General features: G+C 68.3%; 13 protein-coding genes, 1 tRNA gene and 1 pseudogene. 8 read left to right on the top strand and 7 right to left on the bottom strand.

Annotated elements, in window-relative coordinates:
* Positions 1-16: 16 nt before the first annotated feature.
* On the bottom strand, positions 17-1975 hold the full coding sequence (locus AC1DKV_RS15145; protein WP_441613088.1) for a DEAD/DEAH box helicase: 1959 nt from the start codon (positions 1973-1975) through the stop codon (positions 17-19).
* 992 nt (positions 1976-2967) lie between these two features.
* On the opposite strand from AC1DKV_RS15145, the gene AC1DKV_RS15140 reads away from it, so the two are divergent.
* Positions 2968-3042: transfer RNA gene (locus tag AC1DKV_RS15140), tRNA-Arg, on the top strand.
* 153 nt (positions 3043-3195) lie between these two features.
* On the opposite strand, the gene AC1DKV_RS15135 is transcribed toward AC1DKV_RS15140, so the two are convergent.
* Complete coding sequence (locus AC1DKV_RS15135; protein WP_441613087.1) at positions 3196-3528, bottom strand: DMT family transporter; 333 nt, start codon at positions 3526-3528, stop codon at positions 3196-3198.
* A gap of 270 nt (positions 3529-3798) precedes the next feature.
* Between AC1DKV_RS15135 and AC1DKV_RS15130 the strand changes: the two genes are divergently transcribed.
* On the top strand, positions 3799-4293 hold the full coding sequence (locus AC1DKV_RS15130) for a hypothetical protein (protein ID WP_441613086.1): 495 nt from the start codon (positions 3799-3801) through the stop codon (positions 4291-4293).
* A 36-nt stretch (positions 4294-4329) separates the two neighbouring features.
* Here AC1DKV_RS15130 and AC1DKV_RS15125 read toward each other — a convergent pair whose 3' ends face one another.
* Together AC1DKV_RS15125 and AC1DKV_RS15120 are read right to left on the bottom strand one after the other, a co-directional pair.
* Positions 4330-5547: a benzoate/H(+) symporter BenE family transporter gene (locus tag AC1DKV_RS15125; RefSeq protein WP_441613085.1), complete on the bottom strand. Its 1218-nt coding sequence runs from the start codon at positions 5545-5547 to the stop codon at positions 4330-4332.
* A gap of 193 nt (positions 5548-5740) precedes the next feature.
* Complete coding sequence (locus tag AC1DKV_RS15120) at positions 5741-6610, bottom strand: amino acid ABC transporter substrate-binding protein (protein WP_441613321.1); 870 nt, start codon at positions 6608-6610, stop codon at positions 5741-5743.
* Positions 6611-7343: 733 nt separating this feature from the next.
* On the opposite strand from AC1DKV_RS15120, the gene AC1DKV_RS15115 reads away from it, so the two are divergent.
* Complete coding sequence (locus AC1DKV_RS15115; RefSeq protein WP_441613084.1) at positions 7344-9260, top strand: ATP-binding cassette domain-containing protein; 1917 nt, start codon at positions 7344-7346, stop codon at positions 9258-9260.
* A gap of 119 nt (positions 9261-9379) precedes the next feature.
* Here AC1DKV_RS15115 and AC1DKV_RS15110 read toward each other — a convergent pair whose 3' ends face one another.
* Together AC1DKV_RS15110 and AC1DKV_RS15105 are read right to left on the bottom strand one after the other, a co-directional pair.
* Positions 9380-9517 (bottom strand): hypothetical protein, encoded by a 138-nt coding sequence (locus AC1DKV_RS15110; protein ID WP_441613083.1) that lies wholly within the window; start codon positions 9515-9517, stop codon positions 9380-9382.
* Entirely contained in the window at positions 9514-10725 is a 1212-nt protein-coding gene (locus AC1DKV_RS15105; RefSeq protein ID WP_441613082.1) for an MFS transporter, read from the bottom strand. The genes AC1DKV_RS15110 and AC1DKV_RS15105 overlap by 4 nt, the downstream gene beginning before the upstream one ends.
* A gap of 374 nt (positions 10726-11099) precedes the next feature.
* Between AC1DKV_RS15105 and AC1DKV_RS15100 the strand changes: the two genes are divergently transcribed.
* The 5 genes and pseudogenes from AC1DKV_RS15100 (at position 11100) to AC1DKV_RS15080 (ending at position 17686) form a co-directional block, all read left to right on the top strand.
* Complete coding sequence (locus tag AC1DKV_RS15100; RefSeq protein WP_441643178.1) at positions 11100-13091, top strand: DNA topoisomerase IV subunit B; 1992 nt, start codon at positions 11100-11102, stop codon at positions 13089-13091.
* A 40-nt stretch (positions 13092-13131) separates the two neighbouring features.
* Positions 13132-13944: a lytic transglycosylase domain-containing protein gene (locus AC1DKV_RS15095; protein WP_441649649.1), complete on the top strand. Its 813-nt coding sequence runs from the start codon at positions 13132-13134 to the stop codon at positions 13942-13944.
* Between the two features lie 69 nt (positions 13945-14013).
* Positions 14014-16365: a DNA topoisomerase IV subunit A gene (parC, locus tag AC1DKV_RS15090; protein ID WP_441613079.1), complete on the top strand. Its 2352-nt coding sequence runs from the start codon at positions 14014-14016 to the stop codon at positions 16363-16365.
* A 104-nt stretch (positions 16366-16469) separates the two neighbouring features.
* Positions 16470-17030: pseudogene (locus AC1DKV_RS15085) on the top strand (chromate transporter); the annotation flags it as partial.
* 125 nt (positions 17031-17155) lie between these two features.
* The gene (locus AC1DKV_RS15080; protein ID WP_441613078.1) at positions 17156-17686 is read left to right on the top strand and encodes a chromate transporter; all 531 of its coding nucleotides are present in this window, start codon (positions 17156-17158) and stop codon (positions 17684-17686) included.
* 88 nt (positions 17687-17774) lie between these two features.
* Here the strand turns inward: AC1DKV_RS15080 and AC1DKV_RS15075 are convergent, their stop codons facing one another.
* The gene (locus tag AC1DKV_RS15075) at positions 17775-19607 is read right to left on the bottom strand and encodes an ABC transporter ATP-binding protein (RefSeq protein ID WP_441613077.1); all 1833 of its coding nucleotides are present in this window, start codon (positions 19605-19607) and stop codon (positions 17775-17777) included.
* Between the last annotated feature and the right edge of the window lie 160 nt (positions 19608-19767).

The following is a 19767-nucleotide window of genomic DNA, read 5'->3' as shown; positions in this document are numbered from 1 at the left end:
CCAGCCCTGTCTCCGATCAGCGCTCGAAACGCGAGCGGCCGCCGCCGTTGCCGTTGCCATTGCGCTGGCCGCCGAAGCCGCCACGGTTGCCGTCGCGGTTACCGTCGCCGAAGCTGCGCGGAGCGCCGTCACGGTTGCCGTAGCTGCTGCGGCCTTCGCCGCCACGGTAGCCACCGCCGTTGCCGGCCGGTGCGCCGCCGCCGAAGCTGCGGTTGTTGTCGCCGAAGCTGCGCGGTGCTGCGCCGTCACGGTTGCCGAAGCCACGGTTGTCGCCGCCGCGGTAGCCGCCTTCGTTGCCGAAGCTGCGCTGGCCGCCATTGCCGGCGTTGCCGCCGGCACCGGTGTTGGCGCTCTGGCCGCGGTAGCCGAAGCCGCCGCGGTCACCGAAGCCACGGTTGCCGTCGCGGTCGCCGAACGGGCGGTCGCCGGCCGGGCGCGGTGCGCCGTCGCGGTTGCCGTAGCTGCGGCTTTCGCCGCCACCGAACTTGCGGTCGCCGAAGCTGCGGTTTTCGCCGCCGCGGTAGCCGCCGCCGTTGCTGTTGCCACGGTAGCCGCCGCGGTCACCACCCGGCTTGCCGCCGAAGCCGGTGCGCGGCTTGGGCGAGCGGCGCGGTTCCAGGCCTTCGATCACCGAAGCGTCGATGCGGTTGTTGGTGAAGCGCTCGATGCGCTTCCACTGGAACATGTCGCCATGGTTCACAAGGTTGATGGCGACGCCCGAGCGGCCCGCGCGGCCGGTACGGCCGATACGGTGCACGTAGTCCTCGGCCTGCTTGGGCAGGTCGAAGTTCACCACGTGGGTGATGTCGGGCACGTCGATGCCGCGCGCGGCCACGTCGGTGGCCACCAGGATGCGCAGGTTGCCACGGCGCAGCGAGGTCAGGGTGCGGTTGCGCGCGCCCTGGGTCATGTCGCCGTGCAGTGCGCCGGCCGCGAAGCCGGTGTCCGACAGGCGCTCGGCCAGCGAGTCGGCATCGCGCTTGGTGGCGGTGAAGACGATCGCTTGCTTGAGGCTGACATCGCGCAGCAGGTGGTCGAGCAGCTTTTCCTTGTGCGACATGTCGTCGGTGAAGTGCAGGCGCTGTTCGATATTGCTCTGGTCGGCGCGGGCAGCGGCGATCTCGATGCGTTGCGGGTCGCGCAGCTGGCGCGAGGCGAGCTGGGCGATGCGGCCGTCCAGCGTGGCCGAGAACATCAGCGTCTGGCGGGTGGCCGGGGTGGCGGCGACGATGGCGTCGATGTCATCGGCAAAGCCCATGTCCAGCATGCGGTCGGCTTCGTCGAACACCAGCATGTCCAGCGCCGACAGGTCGATGCGGCCGGCTTCGATGTGGTCGAGCAGGCGGCCCGGCGTTGCCACCAGGATGTCGGGCATCTTCGACAGCATGGCCAGCTGCTTCGGGTAGGGCATGCCGCCCAGGATGCTGGCGCACACGATGCGGCGCAGGTGGCGGCCGTACTTTGCGGCGGCTTCGGTCACCTGCAGGGCCAGTTCACGCGTCGGCGTCAGCACCAGCAGCGCCGGCTGCGCCGGTGCGGGGCGGGGGCGCTTGCCCTTCATGCGCTTGGCCGGCTCGTCAAAGCGCGGGCGGTTCGGCGCAGCCTTTTCGCTGATGCGCTGGATGGCCGGCAGCATGAACGCGCCAGTCTTGCCCGAGCCGGTCTGGCTGGAAACCAGCAGATCGCGGCCGGCCAGGAAGGCGGGGATTGCCTGCGCCTGCACCGGCGTGGGCGTGGTGTAGTTCAGTTCGGCGAGGGCGCGCAGGATGGCTTCGTCCAGGCCGAGCTTGGCAAAGCCGTTGTCGGCAGCAACCGGAGCGGCGGCGGCAGGCTCGGCGGCCGGGTTGAGCATGGCGTCGATCTTCTCGAGCGGGCTCGGTTCCTGGGCTGCGGGCGTGGCGATGATGGCGGCTTCGGTCGATGCGTCAGCGGCGGAGGCAAAATCCTGCTCCGCACGGATGTCGTGCTGGGTCATGTCGTAACTTTTATTTAAATGCATGGCACCCCATGCCAATCGAGTGTGCAGGGGCGGGCGCAGTGCAAAGTCTTAAAAAAGGCTTCGGCGCCAATCGGTGAGGCCGTTACGACAGACACGCTGGCAGTACGGCGGCAGGCAGGGCGGCATCGGCACAAGGCCGGGTGCGTATTCCCTGGCAGGCAAACAGCTCGATACAAGCTGTTCAACAGGATCGGAGACGAGGCGACGTCGGTGAGAAATGCGTTCTGTCGGGTATCACCACTTGGCCATCAGGACGGGCCAGCCGGCGGGACCGGGGAGCAGAGCTTGAGAGCGGGGGCGGTATCGCCTGCCGCAGGTCGCGGCTGGCGTGTTGCACAACTCACAGTGCGAACTCACGGCGCGTATTGTAGCAGAAACAAAAGTAATTTGTTGCGCTGCGATAAGAATTCTCTATGTGCGCTGGCGAGTCTCTGCTGCGTGGCCCTTTGTCCGCTTTGCCGGTCAAGGGCCTTGCCGCCGCGGGAGTTGCATCCGCCGGTAGTCTGCCTATACTGAATCCGTCGGGCTCACCTACGCCCGGCAAGGTAGCGGACCAAGCATACCGCTGACCTTCCTTGGCGCTTTGATTTAAGTGCTGCTCGCCGCTGGTATCGCGGCAGTCGGCGTCACTGCCAGTATTCCTTCGGCTCTCCGGGTGGTCCGGAGGGACGTCCGCGTCATGGGCGGAATCATGGGAATCCTGCTTGCACGACTGTTTGCCGGGATAACGCCGATGTGACCAGGAAGGTCCGGACCGTCCGCAACCGGCCCGCCAGCAGACTGGCGGGCTTTTTCATGTCAGGTGTCTTCAATCCCGAGGCCCATCCGCCCGCCTCACTCCCGTTGCGTCACGCCTGCCGCTTTCATTGCCGCGGCCAGCGTTTGCGCCGTGCGGTTTTTGATATACTCCGGGCCTGCTCCCGGATCCGTGCCATCGAGGCGCGCCACACATCCGCGGGGTCTATCCGCTCGCCGTAGTTCAATGGATAGAACGAGCGCCTCCTAAGCGCTAGATACAGGTTCGATTCCTGTCGGCGGGACCAGTGCAACGCTGGTTCTTCGCGGTTCGTCGGACGATGCCCCGTTTCAGGCTATGTAGTGTCCGTCTCCGTCTAGTGTCCGTCTCTGTCTCCGTCTGCAGGGAAGCCCGGAACCTGCGGCACTCTCCCGGGCTTGACTATGCGCCGCCGGATCACTCAATGCGCCCCCGTCTTCGAAAACAACTGGATCACCGCCACCCCCGCCACGATCAGGCCGATGCCCAGCCATGCCGCCAGGTCCGGGATCTGCCGGTACAGCACGCCGGCGATCAGCGTGACCAGCACGATGCCGGCGCCGCACCAGATGGCGTAGGCAATGCCGACCGGCACGGTTTTCATGACCTGCATCAGCAGGAAGAAGGCGGCCACATAGCCGCTTACCACCAGCAAGCTGGGGAGCAGGCGCGTGAAATTGTCGGCGGCCTTGAGGCTGCTGGTGGCAATCACTTCGGCCACGATGGCCAGGGCCAGGAGCACGTAGCTGTTCATCGGTCGTTTTCCTGCATTGATTGTCGCCGGGTGCGCATTTTCCCACATGGCGTCGGCCGGGCCGGGAAGGGGGTGTACAGTGCGTAACCGGGCGGGCGCGGGCGCGCGGCCACGGACAACCCCCTACTTTCAGGTGGTTGCCCCGCGCCGGGATGCGGCCTTCAATCGCAGTTAGGGTTCCTCAGAGAGCCTGGTATGTCGCGGTAGTGCCGACCAGCTGGCAATACGATAAAGCCGGAGGCGGGTGAGTCAGGTTCACAGGGGGGCGCCATGAAAGGCGACGACGAGTTGCAGACCGTTTGGCCGCAGGTGGATGGCGCGCTGGCGGGGCAGGGGGTCTGGCAGAACACGATTGCCGCCGCGGATGTGGCGCTGGAGGAGGCGTCGCGCATCCAGCGGGGCGTCCAGCACAATCTGCGTTTGCAGCAGGAGGTACGGGCGCTGCGCGAGGAACTGCGCAAGGCGCATGGCGAACTGGACCGCTACCGTGGCATGCATGCGCGGGTGGTGGTGGGCATGCGGCAGCTCGAAGAGGACAACGCCGGCGAGGTCAGCCGCCTGCGCGCCGAGAGCGAGATGCTGATGGTGCGCCACCGGGTCTACAAGCTGCTGGCCGAGCACTACGCGCTGACCGCGCTGAGTTTCGATCCCGCCGTCTTCGCCGAGCACCGCGACCGCGTGCTGCAGCACATTCTCTTCCAGCGCCGCAAGGGCGCGCCGCTATCCGGCATGTGCGCCGCCGATATCGCTTTCCTGCTGCTCTGAGCGGCACGCCCGGCAAGAGTCCGGGGCCGTCTCGCTTCATCTTGACTGCGCGTCGCGGCCCTGGCCGCTTGCCGGGGCGGCGCGCGGGCGCAGCACCAGCAGCGCCAGCATGCCACCCACCACGCCCCAGAAGGCCGAGCCCACGCCCGCCAGCGTCATGCCGGAGGCGGTGATCATGAAGGTCAGCAAGGCCGCCTCGCGTTCGGCTGGCACCTGCATGGCCGTGGTCAGCCCGCTGGCGATGGAGCCGAGCAGGGCGAAGGCCGCCACCGCCACCACCAGCGCCTTGGGAAAGGCGGCGAACAGCGCCGCGATGCTGGCGGCAAGCACACCCGCCACCAGATAGCCGATGCCGCAAACCACGGCTGCCGTGTAGCGGCGGTCGCGGTCGGGGTCGGCCTGCGGGCCGGTGCAGATCGCTGCCGTGATCGCGGCCAGGTTGATGCCGTGCGAGCCGAACGGCGCGAGCAGGGCGGAGGCGATGCCGGTCACGGCGATCAGTGGCGAGGCGGCAACGTGATAGCCGTCGGCGCGCAGCACCGCCAGCCCGGGCACGTTCTGCGAAGCCAGCGCGACGATGAATAGTGGCACCGCGATGCTGACGAACGCCTGCACGGAGAAGGCCGGCGTGGTCCACACCGGCGCCGCCAGCGCGAAATGGAACGCTTCGAAATGCAACTGGCCCAGCGCGCCGGCCAGTGCCACGCCCGCCACCAGCACGCCAGGCACCGCGTAGCGCGGCCACCAGCGCCTGCCGGCCAGGTAGAGCGCAAACATCACCAGCAGCAACACGGTCTGCTGCTGGACCTGTACGAACACATCGACGCTGATGCGGAACAGGATGCCGGCCAGCAGCGCGGAGGCAATGCTGGCCGGCAGGGCGCGCATCAGCTTGTCGAACCAGCCCGTCAGCCCTGCCGCGGTCATCAGCAATGCTGCCATCACGAAGGCGCCGATGGCTTCCGGGTAGGGCACGCCGGGCAGGCTGGCGATGAGCAGCGCCGCGCCGGGCGTGGACCAGGCGATCACGATGGGCGCGCGCGTCAGCAGCGACAGCCCGATGGTGGTGACACCCATGCCGATCGATAGCGCCCAGATCCACGATGCGACCTGCGCATCGGAGAGATGCGCGGCCTGGCCGGCCTGGATCATCAGCACCAGCGAGCTGGTGTAGCCGGTCAGCATGGCTATCAGGCCGGCGACGAGCGCCGGGACGGAGAGATCGGAGAGCTTGGGCGGGACAGTGGCGGGCATCGGGCAGGGTTGCCGGCGATACCTCACGAGGCCTGTGAGCCCCGGAGCGCGCGGCAGGGAAACGAGACGGCGAAGAAAGCGAAGAACCGCGGATGCGGCCGGGCCGCCATCTTCGCACGAGTCTCCTCTTTTTTGTCGCCTGCCTGCCCGCGCCAGGGCGTGGCCGCCCCGGGACGCGTCCCGGGGCACCGGCTCAGTCGGCGACCTTGTCGCTGGGGAACTTGAACGAATCCCGCAGCAGGTAGCTCATCGGGATATCGAGGTTGACCCCGTTCGGCGGGATCGGCGACTGGAACCACTTCTTGTAGAGCTTCTGCGTATCCTGCGAATAGATCGAGGCGATCAGTGCCTTGTCCACCAGGTGCTTGAACTCTGCATCCCGGCGCGACAGCATGATCGCGTAAGGCTCGATCGTCAGCAGTTCGCTGGTAATGGTGAAGCTCGCCGGGTTCTTCGCATTGGCGCGCAGGCCGTAGAGCAGCACGTCGTCCATGATGAAGGCGTCGGCCTTGCCTTGCTCGACCATGGCGAAGGCCTCGGCATGGTCCTTGGCTTCCAGCACCTTCATCTGCATGGCGCCGGCACCGTTGATCTGGCGCACCATGGCCAGCGGCGTGGTGCCGGTCGTCGAGACCACGGTCTTGCCGCGCAGGTCGCTCAGCTTGCGGATGCCCGAGTCGCTCTTGACCAGCATGCGGCTGCCGGCGATGTAGTGCGGGATGGTGAAGGCGACCTGTTCGCGCCGTTCGCGGTTGTTGGTGGTGGAGCCGCACTCGAGATCGGCCTTGCCTTCGACGATGGCGGGGATGCGGCTGGCCGGCGTGACCGGCACGTATTCCACCCTCAGGCCCGGCATCTTCAGGGCGTCGCGCAGCGAGTCGGCCACGCGCAGGCAAAGGTCGACCGCGTAGCCGAACGGCTTGCCGTCCGCCACGAACGAGAACGGCACCGAGCTTTCGCGGTGGGCGATGCGCAGCGTGCCGCTCTGCTGGATGCGCAGCAGGACGGGTGTCGCCGACGTCTGGGCCACGGCAGGCGGCATGCCCGCGGCCACCGTCAGCATCAGTGCAAGCGTGGACAGCAAGGGCAGCGCGCGGCCCCGGGCAGGCGCGAACCCCGGCCGGGCGTCGCGCAAGCAATGCGAACGCGGATAGATCATGGAATTCCCCGTACAAAGAAAAGCGGCTGGAACGACTAATCGCAGAACAAGCGTTGTCTGGCGTCGGGCTGCCCGCACCGGTTGCTGACCGGCTTTTTGTAAGTTGCTGCCGTCGTGCTGCGGCTTGCTTGACCGGCGGCCATTGTTCCATGGCCGTGCGCGGCTCGACAATACGCGCCCAGGGGAGTGTTGCGCGGCGCGCAACTGCGCACTAAAACGGGGGTTTGAACAGGGCATCCGGGTGCGTCGCGCACCGTGGGCGAGAGCGGTGCACGTTGACGGGGCTTTCCCTTACGGATTTGTCCGACTAGAGCGGCGCCGGGGCCCTTGCTATCCTGCATTCGTGCCTTGCGAGCAGGGCACCGAGGAGAGACTCTTGGGCCCGCGCCAGCGCGGGCCCTTCTTTTTTTCCGGCGCATGCCGGGCCGGTCGCCGGCCCCCGCCGCCGGGCCGCGAGGCCACACTGGTCTACAATGCCGGCTACCTGGCATCCTGGCGCCCGGTCCGGCGCGACGCGCTGCCCGCGTGGCGCTGGGCGAGCACCGTTCTGCCGCGCCTTCGTCGTGCCTTGCGCCCGTGGGCGCCAGCGCCGCGCCCGTGCCGCCACCTCTGTCTTCCTTTTCGTACTGCTGCTCCCATGGCCCTGTTTTCGATTTCCGACGCCCAGCTCGCCTTTGGGCATGTGGCCTTGCTCGACCATGCCGACTTCTCCCTGGAAGCCGGCGAGCGCGTCGGCCTGATTGGCCGCAACGGCTCGGGCAAGTCCTCGCTGCTCAAGATCGTGGCCGGCCTGTCCGCGCCGGACGATGGCCTGATCGCGCGCCAGAGTGGCGTGACCTCGGCTTATGTGCCCCAGGAGCCGCAATTCGAGCCCGGCCAGGTGGTATTCGATGCGGTATCCCAGGGCCTGGGCCAGGTCCATGACCTGCTGGTCGCATACGAAGCCGCGCTGGCCGCGCTGGACGACAACCACGACGAGGCCGCGCTGGCCGAGTTGCACCGCCTGCAGTCCGAGGTCGACGCCGCCGGGGCGTGGCAAGTGCGCACGCGCGTGGAAACCACGCTGGCGCAGCTTGGCCTGAGCGCCAATGTGCGGGTGGATGCCTTGTCCGGCGGCATGCAGAAGCGCGTGGCGCTGGCGCAGGCGCTGGTGGCCGAGCCCGACATCCTGCTGCTCGACGAACCCACCAACCACCTGGACGTGGAAGCCATCCGCTGGCTTGAAGACCTGCTGCTGTCCTTCCGCGGCAGCGTGCTGCTCATTACCCACGACCGTGCCTTCCTCGACCGCGTGGCGACCCGCATCGTCGAGCTGGACCGCGGCCGGCTGGTGTCCTTCCCCGGCAACTTCGCCGCCTACCAGACGCGCAAGGCCGAGCAAATGGCGGCCGAGCAGGTCGAGCAGGCGAAGTTCGACAAGCTGCTGGCGCAGGAGGAAGTGTGGATCCGCAAGGGCGTGGAGGCGCGCCGCACGCGCAGCGTGGCCCGCATCCAGCGCCTGGTGACGATGCGCAGCGAGCGCGCCTCGCGGCGCGACGTGCAGGGCAACGTCAAGCTGGAGGTGTCGCAGGGCGAACGCTCCGGCAAGATCGTGGCCGAGCTGACCGACGTCAGCAAGGGCTTCGTCGACAAGGTGGTGGTGCGCGATTTCACCGGCACCATCATGCGCGGCGACAAGGTCGGCCTGATCGGCGCCAACGGCGCCGGCAAGACCACGCTGCTGCGCCTGATCCTCGGCGAGCTGGCACCGGACGGCGGCACCGTGAAGAACGGCAGCAATATGCAGGTGGCGTATTTCGACCAGATGCGCACCCAGCTCGACCTGGAGCGCTCGCTGGCCGATACCATCAGCCCGGGCAGCGACTGGGTCGAGATCAATGGCCAGCGCAAGCACGTGATGAGCTACCTGGGTGATTTCCTGTTCGCGCCCGAGCGCGCGCGTTCCCCGGTGAAGTCACTGTCCGGCGGCGAGCGCAACCGCCTGCTGCTGGCGCGCCTGTTCGCCCGCCCGGCCAATGTGCTGGTGCTCGACGAGCCGACCAACGACCTCGACATCGACACGCTGGAGCTGCTCGAGGAACTGCTGCAGGACTATAGCGGCACCGTGTTCCTGGTCTCGCACGACCGGGCCTTCCTCGACAACGTGGTGACCTCGACCATTGCCGCCGAAGGCGACGGGCGCTGGCGCGAATACGTGGGCGGCTATTCCGACTGGCAGGTGCAGTCGGCACGCAGCACGGCCATGCAGGAAGCGCGCGGCGGCGAGCGCAAGGCCGCCGAGGCAGCCAAGCCGCGCGAGGCCCGCGCGGCCGCGCGCGTCAAGCTGTCGTACAAAGAGCAGCGTGAACTGGACGGCCTGCCCGAGCGCATCGCCGCGCTCGAGAAGGAGCAGCAGACCGTGTCCGCGCAACTCGCGGACGGTACGCTCTACGCCAGCGATCCCGCCAAGGCGACGCAGCTCGGCACCCGCCACGACGAGATCGAGATGGAACTGCTGGAGACGCTGGAGCGCTGGGAAGTGCTGGAGGCGAAGACAAAGGGCGAGGCGCAGTAAAGTCCGGACGCCGCCGCGCTGCTGCCAGGCTCCGCCAAGGCCGCCCGCGGTGCCCGAGGTCGTTTCCTTTCTCCCCTCATGGGGAAGGGGAGGAATCAATCAGGGCGTGGCCGGGCCCGCTAGCCGCACCAGGCCAGCACCATATTGGTCAGGTCGACCATGAAGGCCGGCCGCAGGTAGCCCAGGAAGGCCAGCGCCAGCACCATGGCCGCCACCGCGAAGCCGGTGGCGCGCAAGACGGTGGCGCGCGCGATCATGCCGCCACCACCCGCGGGCGCGAGATGGCGTGCTCGCGGATCGGCAGGTTGACCAGTGCGGCGAGCGCGCCCAGCCCGATGGCGATCATCCACACCGTGTTGTAGTTGCCGGTGCGGTCATAGAGGAAGCCGCCCAGCCACGCCCCCAGGAAGCTGCCGATCTGGTGCGAGAAGAACACCACCCCGGACAGCATCGACAAGTACTGCACGCCGAACACCTGGGCGATGATGCCGTTGGTCAGCGGCACCGTGGACAGCCACAACAAGCCCATCAGCGCGGCGAACACCCAGGTGCTGGCGGCCGTGAGCGGCAACAGCAGGTAGGCCGCGATCACCACCGAGCGGGTGATGTAGATGAACGACAGCAGGTACCGCTTGGGCATGCGCTGGCCCAGCGCGCCGGCAGTGTAGGTGCCGAACACATTGAACAGGCCGATCAGCGCCAGCGCCACGGTGGCGACCTTGGGATCGGTCAGGCCGCGGTCCTTCAGGTACGGCGCAAGGTGCACGCCGATGAACACGACCTGGAACCCGCACACGAAGTAACCCAGCGTCAGCAGCTGGAAGTTGCGGTTGCCGAAGGCCTCCCGCACGGCCTGGCCGATGGTCTGCTGGAAACCGCCCGCATGCGCTTCGGCTTTCGGCTCGCGCAGGCTGAAGGCCAGCGGCAGCATCAGGCAGGCCAGCACCGCCAGCACGAGCAGCGCGTTTTGCCAGCCGGCCGTGGAAATCAGCGTCTGCTCCACCGGAATCATCAGGAACTGCCCGAACGAGCCCGCCGCCGCGGATATGCCCATGGCCCACACGCGCTTCTCGGCGCTGGCCACGCGCCCGATCACGCCGTAGACCACGCTATACGTGGTTCCCGATTGCGCGATGCCGATCAGGATGCCGGCGCCCGAGGCAAAGGCGGTGCCGGAGCTGGCCATGGCCATGACCAGCAGGCCTGCCACATAGAGCGCCACGCCGATCAGCATGATGCGGAACGCGCCGAACTTGTCGGCCAGCGCCCCGGTAAACGGCTGGGTCACCCCCCACATCAGGTTCTGCAGCGCCAGCGCAAAGGCGAAAGTCTCGCGGCTCCAGCCATGCGCCTGGGTGATCGGCAGGTTGAACAGCCCGAATCCGTGCCGGATGCCCATCGACAAGGTGACCAGCAAGCCACCGCAAATCAGCACGGTGGTGAGGGAAAGTGGTTTCTTCTGCATGGTGTTCTGCATCTTGGCGTGCGTCCCTTGGCTCTGTTTGTCGTGTTGTTCTAATTTTGTTCTGGTTCTTCTCTCGTTCTGCTCTCATCCTTCGCCGGCGCCTGCCGCAGGCGCCCTTGCCGGCTGCCCCGGCAAGGGCGCAGCCTGGCCGCGCAGCCCGGTGCGGGGGAGTTTACTCCGCATCCGGGGGCCGCGTGGCGCGCCGGGACGGCGCAGCAATGTGCCGCATCGGGCGCGGGCTGATGCGATCGAGAATGGTGGCAAGACGGTCACGCGCTTCCATTACAATGCAGGCTGCCCGGCCACCCTGGCTGGCGCGCGGCGGACCGCCGTGGCGCCGGGCTGGCCGAGAATCCCACTAAGCAAGCGACTCCATGGCGAGCAAAACCAGTCAGTACAGCGAATCTTCCATCCGGGTCCTCAAGGGCCTGGAGCCGGTCAAGCAACGGCCCGGCATGTACACCCGTACCGACAACCCCCTGCACATCGTGCAGGAAGTGATCGACAACGCCTCCGATGAAGCCCTGGGCGGGTATGGCACCGAGATCATGGTCACCCTGCACCGCGACGGCAGCGTCAGCGTGGAGGACGACGGCCGCGGCATCCCGGTCGGCATCCATCCCGAAGAGCAGGTCCCGGTGGTGGAGATCGTCTTCACGCGCCTGCACGCGGGCGGCAAGTTCGACAAGGGCAAGGGCGGCGCCTATGCCTTTTCCGGCGGCCTGCACGGCGTCGGCGTTTCGGTCACCAACGCGCTGTCGACGCAGCTCGACGTCACCGTCTGGCGCGACGGCAACAACGCCACGCTGACCTTCTCGGGCGGCGACGTCACCGTGCCGCTGGCCACCCGCAAGCTCGAGCGCGGCGAGAAGAAGAGCGGCACGCGCGTGCAGGTGTGGCCGGACCCCAAGTATTTCGATTCGGCCACCATCCCGCTGGCCGAGTTGCAGCGTCTGCTGCGCAGCAAGGCCGTGCTGCTGCCAGGCGTGAAGGTCACCCTGCTGCATGAGAAGAACGGCGAGCGCCAGACCTGGCAGTACGACCAGGGCCTCAAGGGCTACCTGGTCGAAGCGCTGGCGCAGGGCAGCGGCGCCGAACTGGTGGTGCCGATGTTCGAGGGCGAGCATTTCGCCGACCCGGACGCCAACGCCGCCGAAGAAGGCTTTGCCGAGGGCGAGGGCGCAACGTGGGTGGTGGCCTGGACCGAGGACGGCGCGCCGGTGCGCGAGTCCTACGTCAACCTGATCCCCACGCCGGCCGGCGGCACGCACGAGTCCGGCCTGCGCGAGGGCCTGTTCCAGGCGGTCAAGAGTTTTATCGAGATGCACGCGCTGCAGCCCAAGGGCGTCAAGCTGATGAGCGAAGACGTGTTCGCGCGCGCCTCGTTCGTGCTGTCGGCCAAGGTGCTGGACCCGCAGTTCCAGGGCCAGATCAAGGAGCGCCTGAACAGCCGCGACGCGGTGCGCCTGGTGTCCACCTTCAGCCGTCCCGCGCTGGAGCTGTGGCTCAACCACCATGTCGAGTACGGCAAGAAGCTGGCCGAGCTGGTGATCCGCCAGGCCCAGGCGCGCACGCGCGCCGCGCAGAAGGTGGAGAAGAAGAAGGGCTCGGGCGTGGCCGTGCTGCCGGGCAAGCTGACCGACTGCGAATCCACCGACGTCACCCGCAACGAACTGTTCCTGGTCGAAGGCGACTCCGCCGGCGGCTCGGCCAAGATGGGGCGCGACAAGGAGTTCCAGGCCATCCTGCCGCTGCGCGGCAAGGTGCTCAATACCTGGGAGACCGAGCGCGACCGCCTGTTCGCCAACAACGAGGTGCACGACATCGCGGTGGCGATCGGCGTGGACCCGCACGGCCCCAACGACGAGCCCGACCTGTCCAACCTGCGCTACGGCAAGATCTGCATCCTGTCCGACGCGGACGTGGACGGCGCGCACATCCAGGTGCTGTTGCTGACGCTGTTCTTCCGCCATTTCCCCAAGCTGATCGACAACGGCAATGTGTGCGTGGCACGCCCGCCGCTGTACCGGGTGGATGCGCCCGCGCGCGGCAAGAAGCCGGCGCAGAAGCTCTACGCGCTCGACGACGGCGAGCTGGTGGCGATCCAGGACAAGCTGCTCAAGGACGGCGTCAAGGAGAACAGCTGGCAGATCTCCCGCTTCAAGGGCCTGGGCGAGATGAATGCCGAGCAGCTCTGGGAAACCACCATGAACCCCGATACGCGCCGCTTGCTGCCGGTGGCGCTGGGCAGCTTCGACCTGCCGCAGACCGTGGGCGTGATGAACATGCTGATGGGCAAGGGCGAGGCCGCGCAGCGGCGCACCTGGCTCGAAGAGCGGGGCAACGAGGTGGTGGCCGACATCTGAGCGGCCCGCTTCCGAGATCCGCATGACGCGAGGAAACCCGATGGCGAATACCAGACCTGAGAGCAAGCGGTGGCGGCGCATGGCTGCCGTCCTGCTGCTGGCCGGCCTGGCTTGCGCGCCGGCGGCCCACGCGGCGCTTTATGGCTATATCGACGACGACGGCGTGGCGCATTTTGCCGACGAGAAGCTCGATGAGCGCTATACGCTGTTCATGCGGAACGGCGGCGAGCTGCGCGTCTCGCCGGGCCGCGCGGGCGCGGGCGCGGGCGCTGGCGCTGGCGCTGGCGCTGGCGGCCAGATCGACCTGGAGACGCACAAGCTCTACCGCTATATCGTCAACCACCCGAACATCGCCACGGTCGAGCCGATCATCCGCCAGGTGGCGCAGGCGCAGAACGTGGACCCGGCGCTGGTCAAGGCGGTGATGGCGGTGGAGTCGGGCTTCAATGCCGGCGCGGTGTCGCCCAAGGGCGCGATCGGGCTGATGCAGGTGATTCCCGACACCGGCGCGCGCTTTGGCGTCGCCGCCGACGCGCGCCGCACGGTGGAGCAGAAGCTGGCGGACCCGCGCACCAATATCTCGGCCGGCGTGCGCTACCTGCGCTGGCTGATGGAGCTGTTCCCCGGCAACCTCGAACTGGTGCTGGCGGCGTACAACGCGGGAGAGGGCGCGGTGCAGCGCTACAACAACCGCGTCCCGCCGTTCCCGGAGACGCAACAGTATGTCAGCACGGTGCTGCAGTTCTACCGCTTCTACCAGCCGGGCGGCACGCCCGCGAGCGTGGCGGGAGGCGGCGCGGGCGGCGTGAGCCGCGTCAAGATGGTGATCGGCGGGCGCCGCAACATGCCCTGACACCGACAACGAACAATATGCAACCGGCGCGCCGCGCTACAGACAGGCGCGCCGTCTTCCTGCCAAGCCATGGAACAACAAGACACTCTGTTTGACCCAGGTTCGCCCGATGGTGGCGCGGACTCGCTGACGCTCGCGCACTACGCCGAGCGCGCCTACCTCGACTACGCCATCAGCGTGGTCAAGGGACGCGCGCTGCCGGAAGTGGCCGACGGCCAGAAGCCGGTGCAGCGCCGCATCCTGTTCGCCATGCACGAAATGGGCCTGCGCTCCGACGCCAAGCCGGTCAAGTCCGCGCGCGTGGTGGGCGACGTGCTGGGCAAGTATCACCCGCACGGCGACCAGTCCGCCTACGACGCGCTGGTGCGCCTGGCGCAGGACTTCTCGCTGCGCTACCCGCTGATCGACGGCCAGGGCAACTTCGGCTCGCGCGACGGCGACGGCGCGGCGGCCATGCGCTACACCGAGGCGCGCCTCACGCCGATCTCGCGCCTGCTGCTCGACGAGATCGACCAGGGCACGGTGGACTTCGTGCCCAACTACGACGGCTCGATGGAAGAGCCCAAGCTGATGCCCGCGCGGCTGCCCTTCGTGCTGCTCAACGGCGCATCCGGCATCGCCGTGGGCATGGCCACCGAAGTGCCGCCGCACAACCTGCGCGAAGTGGCGGCGGCCACCGTGGCGATGATCCGCAATCCCAACATCACGCTGGCCGAGCTGCTGGCGCTGATGCCGGGTCCTGACTATCCGGGCGGCGGCCAGATCATCTCGCCGGCCTCGGATATCGCGCAGATCTACGAGGGCGGCCGCGGCAGCCTGAAGGTGCGCGCGCGCTGGATCATCGAGGACATGGCGCGCGGCCAGTGGCAACTGGTGGTGACCGAACTGCCGCCAAGCACGTCGGCGCAGAAGGTGCTCGAGGAAATCGAGGAAATCACCAACCCGAAGGTCCGCACCGGCAAGAAGTCGCTCACGCCCGAGCAACTGCAGCTCAAGCAGGGCATGCTGGCCGTGCTCGACGCGGTGCGCGACGAGTCCGGCAAGGACGCGCCGGTGCGCCTGGTGTTCGAGCCCAAGAGCAAGAACATCGAGCAGCAGGATTTCATCCAGACGCTGCTCGCGCATACCAGCCTGGAGTCGGGCGCGTCGATCAACCTGGTGATGATCGGCACCGACGGCCGGCCGCGCCAGAAGGGCCTGCCCGAGATCCTGCGCGAGTGGATCGCGTTCCGCTTCGAGACCGTCACGCGCCGCACGCGCTATCGCCTGGGCAAGGTCGAGGACCGCATCCACATCCTCGAAGGCCGCATGCTGGTGTTGCTCAATATCGACGAGGTGATCCGCATCATCCGCGAGAGCGACGAACCCAAGCCGGCGCTGATGCAGGCCTTCGGCCTGTCCGACCGCCAGGCCGAGGACATCCTGGAAATCCGCCTGCGCCAGCTGGCCCGGCTCGAAGCCCTGCGCATCGAGAAGGAACTGAAGGAGCTGCGCGAAGAACAGGCCGACCTCGACGTGCTGCTCAAGTCCGAGACCGTGATGCGCCGGCGCATCATCAAGGAGATCGAGACCGACGCCAAGCAGTTCAGCCCCGAAGACAAGGACCCGCGCCGCACGCTGATCCAGGAAGAACGCCGCGCCGCCGCCGAAGTGCGCGTGGTCGACGAGCCCGTCACCGTGGTGGTCTCGCAGAAGGGCTGGGTGCGCACGCGCCAGGCCCACGGCCACGACGCGCAGCAGTTCACCTTCAAGGCGGGCGACGCGCTCTACGGCACCTTCGAGTGCCGCACGGTGGACGTGATGCTGGTGTTCGGCACCAACGGCCGTGTGTACACGGTGCCGGTGGCCGGGCTGCCCGGCGGGCGTGGCGACGGCGTGCCGGTGACCACGCTGATCGAGCTGCAGGCCGGCAGCCAGATCGCCCATACCTTCGCCGGCGGACTCGACCAGCGCATGCTGATCGCCACGCAGGGCGGCAACGGCTTCCAGACCAAGGTGGGCGACATGGTCAGCCGGCAGAAGGGCGGCCGCGCCTACCTCACGCTGGACGAAGGCGACGCCCCGCTGGTGCCCGCGCCGATCGGCGAGGAGGCCACGCATGTGGCCTGCCTGTCGGCCAATGGCCGCATGCTGCTGGTCGCGCTCGACGAGATCAAGTCCCTGTCGGCCGGCGGCCGCGGCGTGATCCTGATGGAGCTCGAGCCCAAGGAAACGCTGCTGCAGGCCATCGCCGTGGGCGCGCCGGGGCTGGTGCTGTCCGGTGCAGGGCGTGGCGGCAAGCCGGGCTCGCAGAAGGTGGCGGGGCAGAACCTGCTGCCGTATGTGGGCAAGCGCGCCCGCAAGGGCCGCGCGCTGGAGGCCAGGCTCAAGGACCCGCGCATCGATCCCGTGAGGATCGAGCCGCCGGCAGGCGGCAACTGATCTGCCAACCAGGCCCTGCGCGACAAGCGCAGGGCCTTTTTCATTTCCGGCACGCCGCCCAGGGCATCCGCCCGGCCGGCGTGCCGTCTTGCTTGCTTAGTGACATGCCAGTTTCTCCCGTCCCCGGCGGCGACGCGCTTGCGCCGCCGCCCACGCCGCGCCACCTGTTCATCGAATTTGCGCGCATGGGCCTGTCCGGCTTCGGCGGCGTGCTGCCCTTCGTGCGGCGCGCGGTGGTCGACCGCAACCGCTGGCTGGGCGACCGCGACTTCGTCGAGCTGCTGAGCCTCGGGCAGGTGCTGCCCGGGCCCAATGTGATCAACCTCGCGCTCATGCTGGGCCTGCGCTTTGCCGGCCTGCGCGGCGCGCTGGCGGCGTTCGCGGGGCTGGTGATGGTGCCGATGGTGGGGGTGCTGGCGCTGATGCTGCTCTACGAGCACTACCGCGATGTGGCGGCGGTGCAGCGCATGCTGACCGGCATGACCGCGGTGTCGGCGGGCCTGGTGCTGTCGACCGGCTTCAGGCTCGCGCAGAGCCAGCCGCGCACGGTGCGCGGCATCATGATCGGCGTGGCGGCCTTCGCCGGCATCGGGCTGCTGCGCTGGCCGCTGGTGCCGGTGATGGCGGTGCTGGTGCCGCTCGGCCTGGTGCTCGAGTGGCACGCGGAGGGCCAGGCGCTGCGGGCACACGCGGCGGCGCAGGCGGCCCTGCCGCCGGCGGCGATCGAGCTGCCGCCGGTGCCCCCGGGCGATGGCGGCGTCGACCCTGCCCCGGGCGAGGAGCCGCGCCAATGAACCCGCCCAATGTGCTCAGCAGCCTGCTCACCCATTTCCTGCTGCTGTCCTTCCTGGCCATCGGCGGCGCCAGCTCCACCATCCCGGACATGCACCGCTTCCTGGTGGAGTCCAACGGCTGGATGACCGATACGCAGTTCTCCGCCATGTATGCGATCTCGCAAGCCGCGCCGGGGCCGAACATCCTGTTCGTCGCGCTGTTCGGCTGGCAGGTGGCGGGGCTGGCCGGGGCCATCGTCGGCATGATCGGCATCTGCGGCCCGTCGAGCGTGATCGCGCTCGGCTTCGAGTATTTCGCCGGGCGCTCGCCGCATGCGCGCTGGCCGGGGCTGATCCGGCGCGGGCTTGCCACGCTCACCATCGGCCTGCTGTTTTCCACCGGCTGGATCCTGGCCGCGAGCGTGGATCACCGCTGGACCGCGGTGGCGGTGACGCTGGTCACCATCGTGCTGATGCTCAAGACGCGCGTGCACCCGCTGATGCTGGTGGCGCTGGGGGCGGGGGCCGGCTTGCTGGGCCTCGTCTAGCGCGCGGCGCCGCGGCCGCGGCCATGCGCCGGTGCGGCGCACGGCGGATGCGCTGAACGCGGCGCACGAACGCTGTCTGCCGCGCGTGCTATTCCACGCCGACGAAGCCGCCGGTCTGGTGCGCCCACAGCCGCGCGTAGAGGCCGCCGTGCGCCAGCAGCTCGGCGTGCGTGCCGCTCTCCGCGATGCGCCCGTTGTCCAGCACCACCAGGCGGTCCATGCGCGCGATGGTGGAGAGCCGGTGCGCGATGGCGATCACGGTCTTGCCCCGCATCAGCGTTTCCAGGTTCTCCTGGATGGCGGCTTCTACTTCGGAATCGAGCGCCGAGGTGGCTTCGTCGAGGATCAGGATCGGCGCGTCCTTGAGCAGCACGCGCGCCACCGCGATGCGCTGGCGCTGCCCGCCGGAGAGCTTGACGCCGCGCTCGCCGACCTGGGCGTCGAGCCCGGTGGCGCCGTGGGCGTCGCGCAGTTGCGGGATGAAGCCGGCGGCGTGGGCGTCCGCGGCGGCGGCCATCAGTTCCGCCTCGGTGGCATCGGGGCGGCCGTAGCGCAGGTTGTCGCGGATCGAGCGGTGCAGCAGCGAGGTGTCCTGCGTCACCATGCCGATCTGCGCGCGCAGGCTCTCCTGCGTGACCGCGGCAATGTCCTGGCCGTCGATCAGGATGCGGCCCTGCTCGACGTCGTACAGCCGCAGCAGCAGGTTGACCAGCGTGGACTTGCCCGCGCCGGACGGGCCGACCAGGCCGATCTTCTCGCCAGGGCGCACTGTGAGGTCGATCTTGTCGATCACGCCAGCGCCCTTGCCATAGTGGAATCCCACGTCCTCGAAGCGTACCTCGCCGCGCGTCACGCGCAGCGGCGGCGCGCCCTCCCGGTCGGTCACCTTGCGCGGCACCGAGATGGTCTGCATGCCGTCCTGCACCTGGCCGACATTCTCGAAGATGCCGTTGATCACCCACATGATCCAGCCCGACATATTGACGATGCGGATCACCAGCCCGGCCGAGAGCGCGATCGCGCCCACGCTGATGCGGCCGTCGCTCCATAGCCACAGGGCCAGCCCGGTGGTGCCGGCGATCAGTGCGCCGTTGAGCGCGGTGACGGTGAAATCCATGGCGCTCACCATGCGGCCCGAGCGGCGTGCCTTGTCGGTGAGGTCGGCCATGGCCTCGCGCGCGTAGTCTTCTTCCAGGCGCGTGTGGGCGAACAGCTTGAGCGTGGTGATATTGGTGTAGCCGTCGACGATGCGCCCCATCAGCCGCGAGCGCGCGCCGGTGGCGGCCACCGAGCGCGCCTTCACGCGCGGCGTGAAGTACAGCATGGCCGCCGTGTAGCAGCAGATCCATAGCAGCAGCGGCAGCATCAGCCGCCAGTCGGCCTGCGCGAACAGGTAGAGCGAACTGGCGGCGTAGATCAGCACGTGCCAGATCGCATCCACCGCCTGCACGGCGGAGTCGCGCAGCGAGAAGCCGGTCTGCATGATGCGCTGGGCGATGCGCCCGGCGAAGTCGTTCTGGAAGAACCACATGCTCTGCTTGAGCACGTAGCGGTGGTTCTGCCAGCGTACGAGATTGCCCAGGCTGGGATTGATGACCTGGTGCACCAGGATGTCGTGCAGGCCGTTGAAGAGCGGGCGCAGCAGCAGCGCCACCACGGCCATCCAGGCCAGTTCGCCGGCATGGCGCCGGAAGAACTCCGGGCCCGGCGTGGCTTGCGCGAGATCCACCAGCCGGCCGAGGAAACCGAACAGCGCGACCTCGATCAGCGCGCCCGCCAGCCCGACCGCCAGCAGGAACACAAAGACCGGCCACACCTCGCGCAGGTAGTAGGCATAGAAGCGCCAGATCTGCCCGGGCGGCTCGGTGTCGGGCAGGCTGCGAAACGGGTCGATCATTCGTTCCAGCAAGCGCAGCAGCATGGGTCTCCTGGGGTCTCGGGGCCGCTCCGGCGCCGACCCGGCACTGACCCGGCACCACGGACTGCCATGATACCCAGATCGGGTGCGCGCGCCGGAAGCCGTCCCCTGCACTCGTGGCCGGATCCCGGACGCTCCGGCGCGCCAGGTCCTTCGTACCAGG

The organism is Cupriavidus sp. 05T41 (assembly GCF_056396525.1).
The sequence above is the reverse complement of the archived record's forward strand: the minus strand, read 5'-3'. Positions and strand labels throughout refer to the sequence as shown.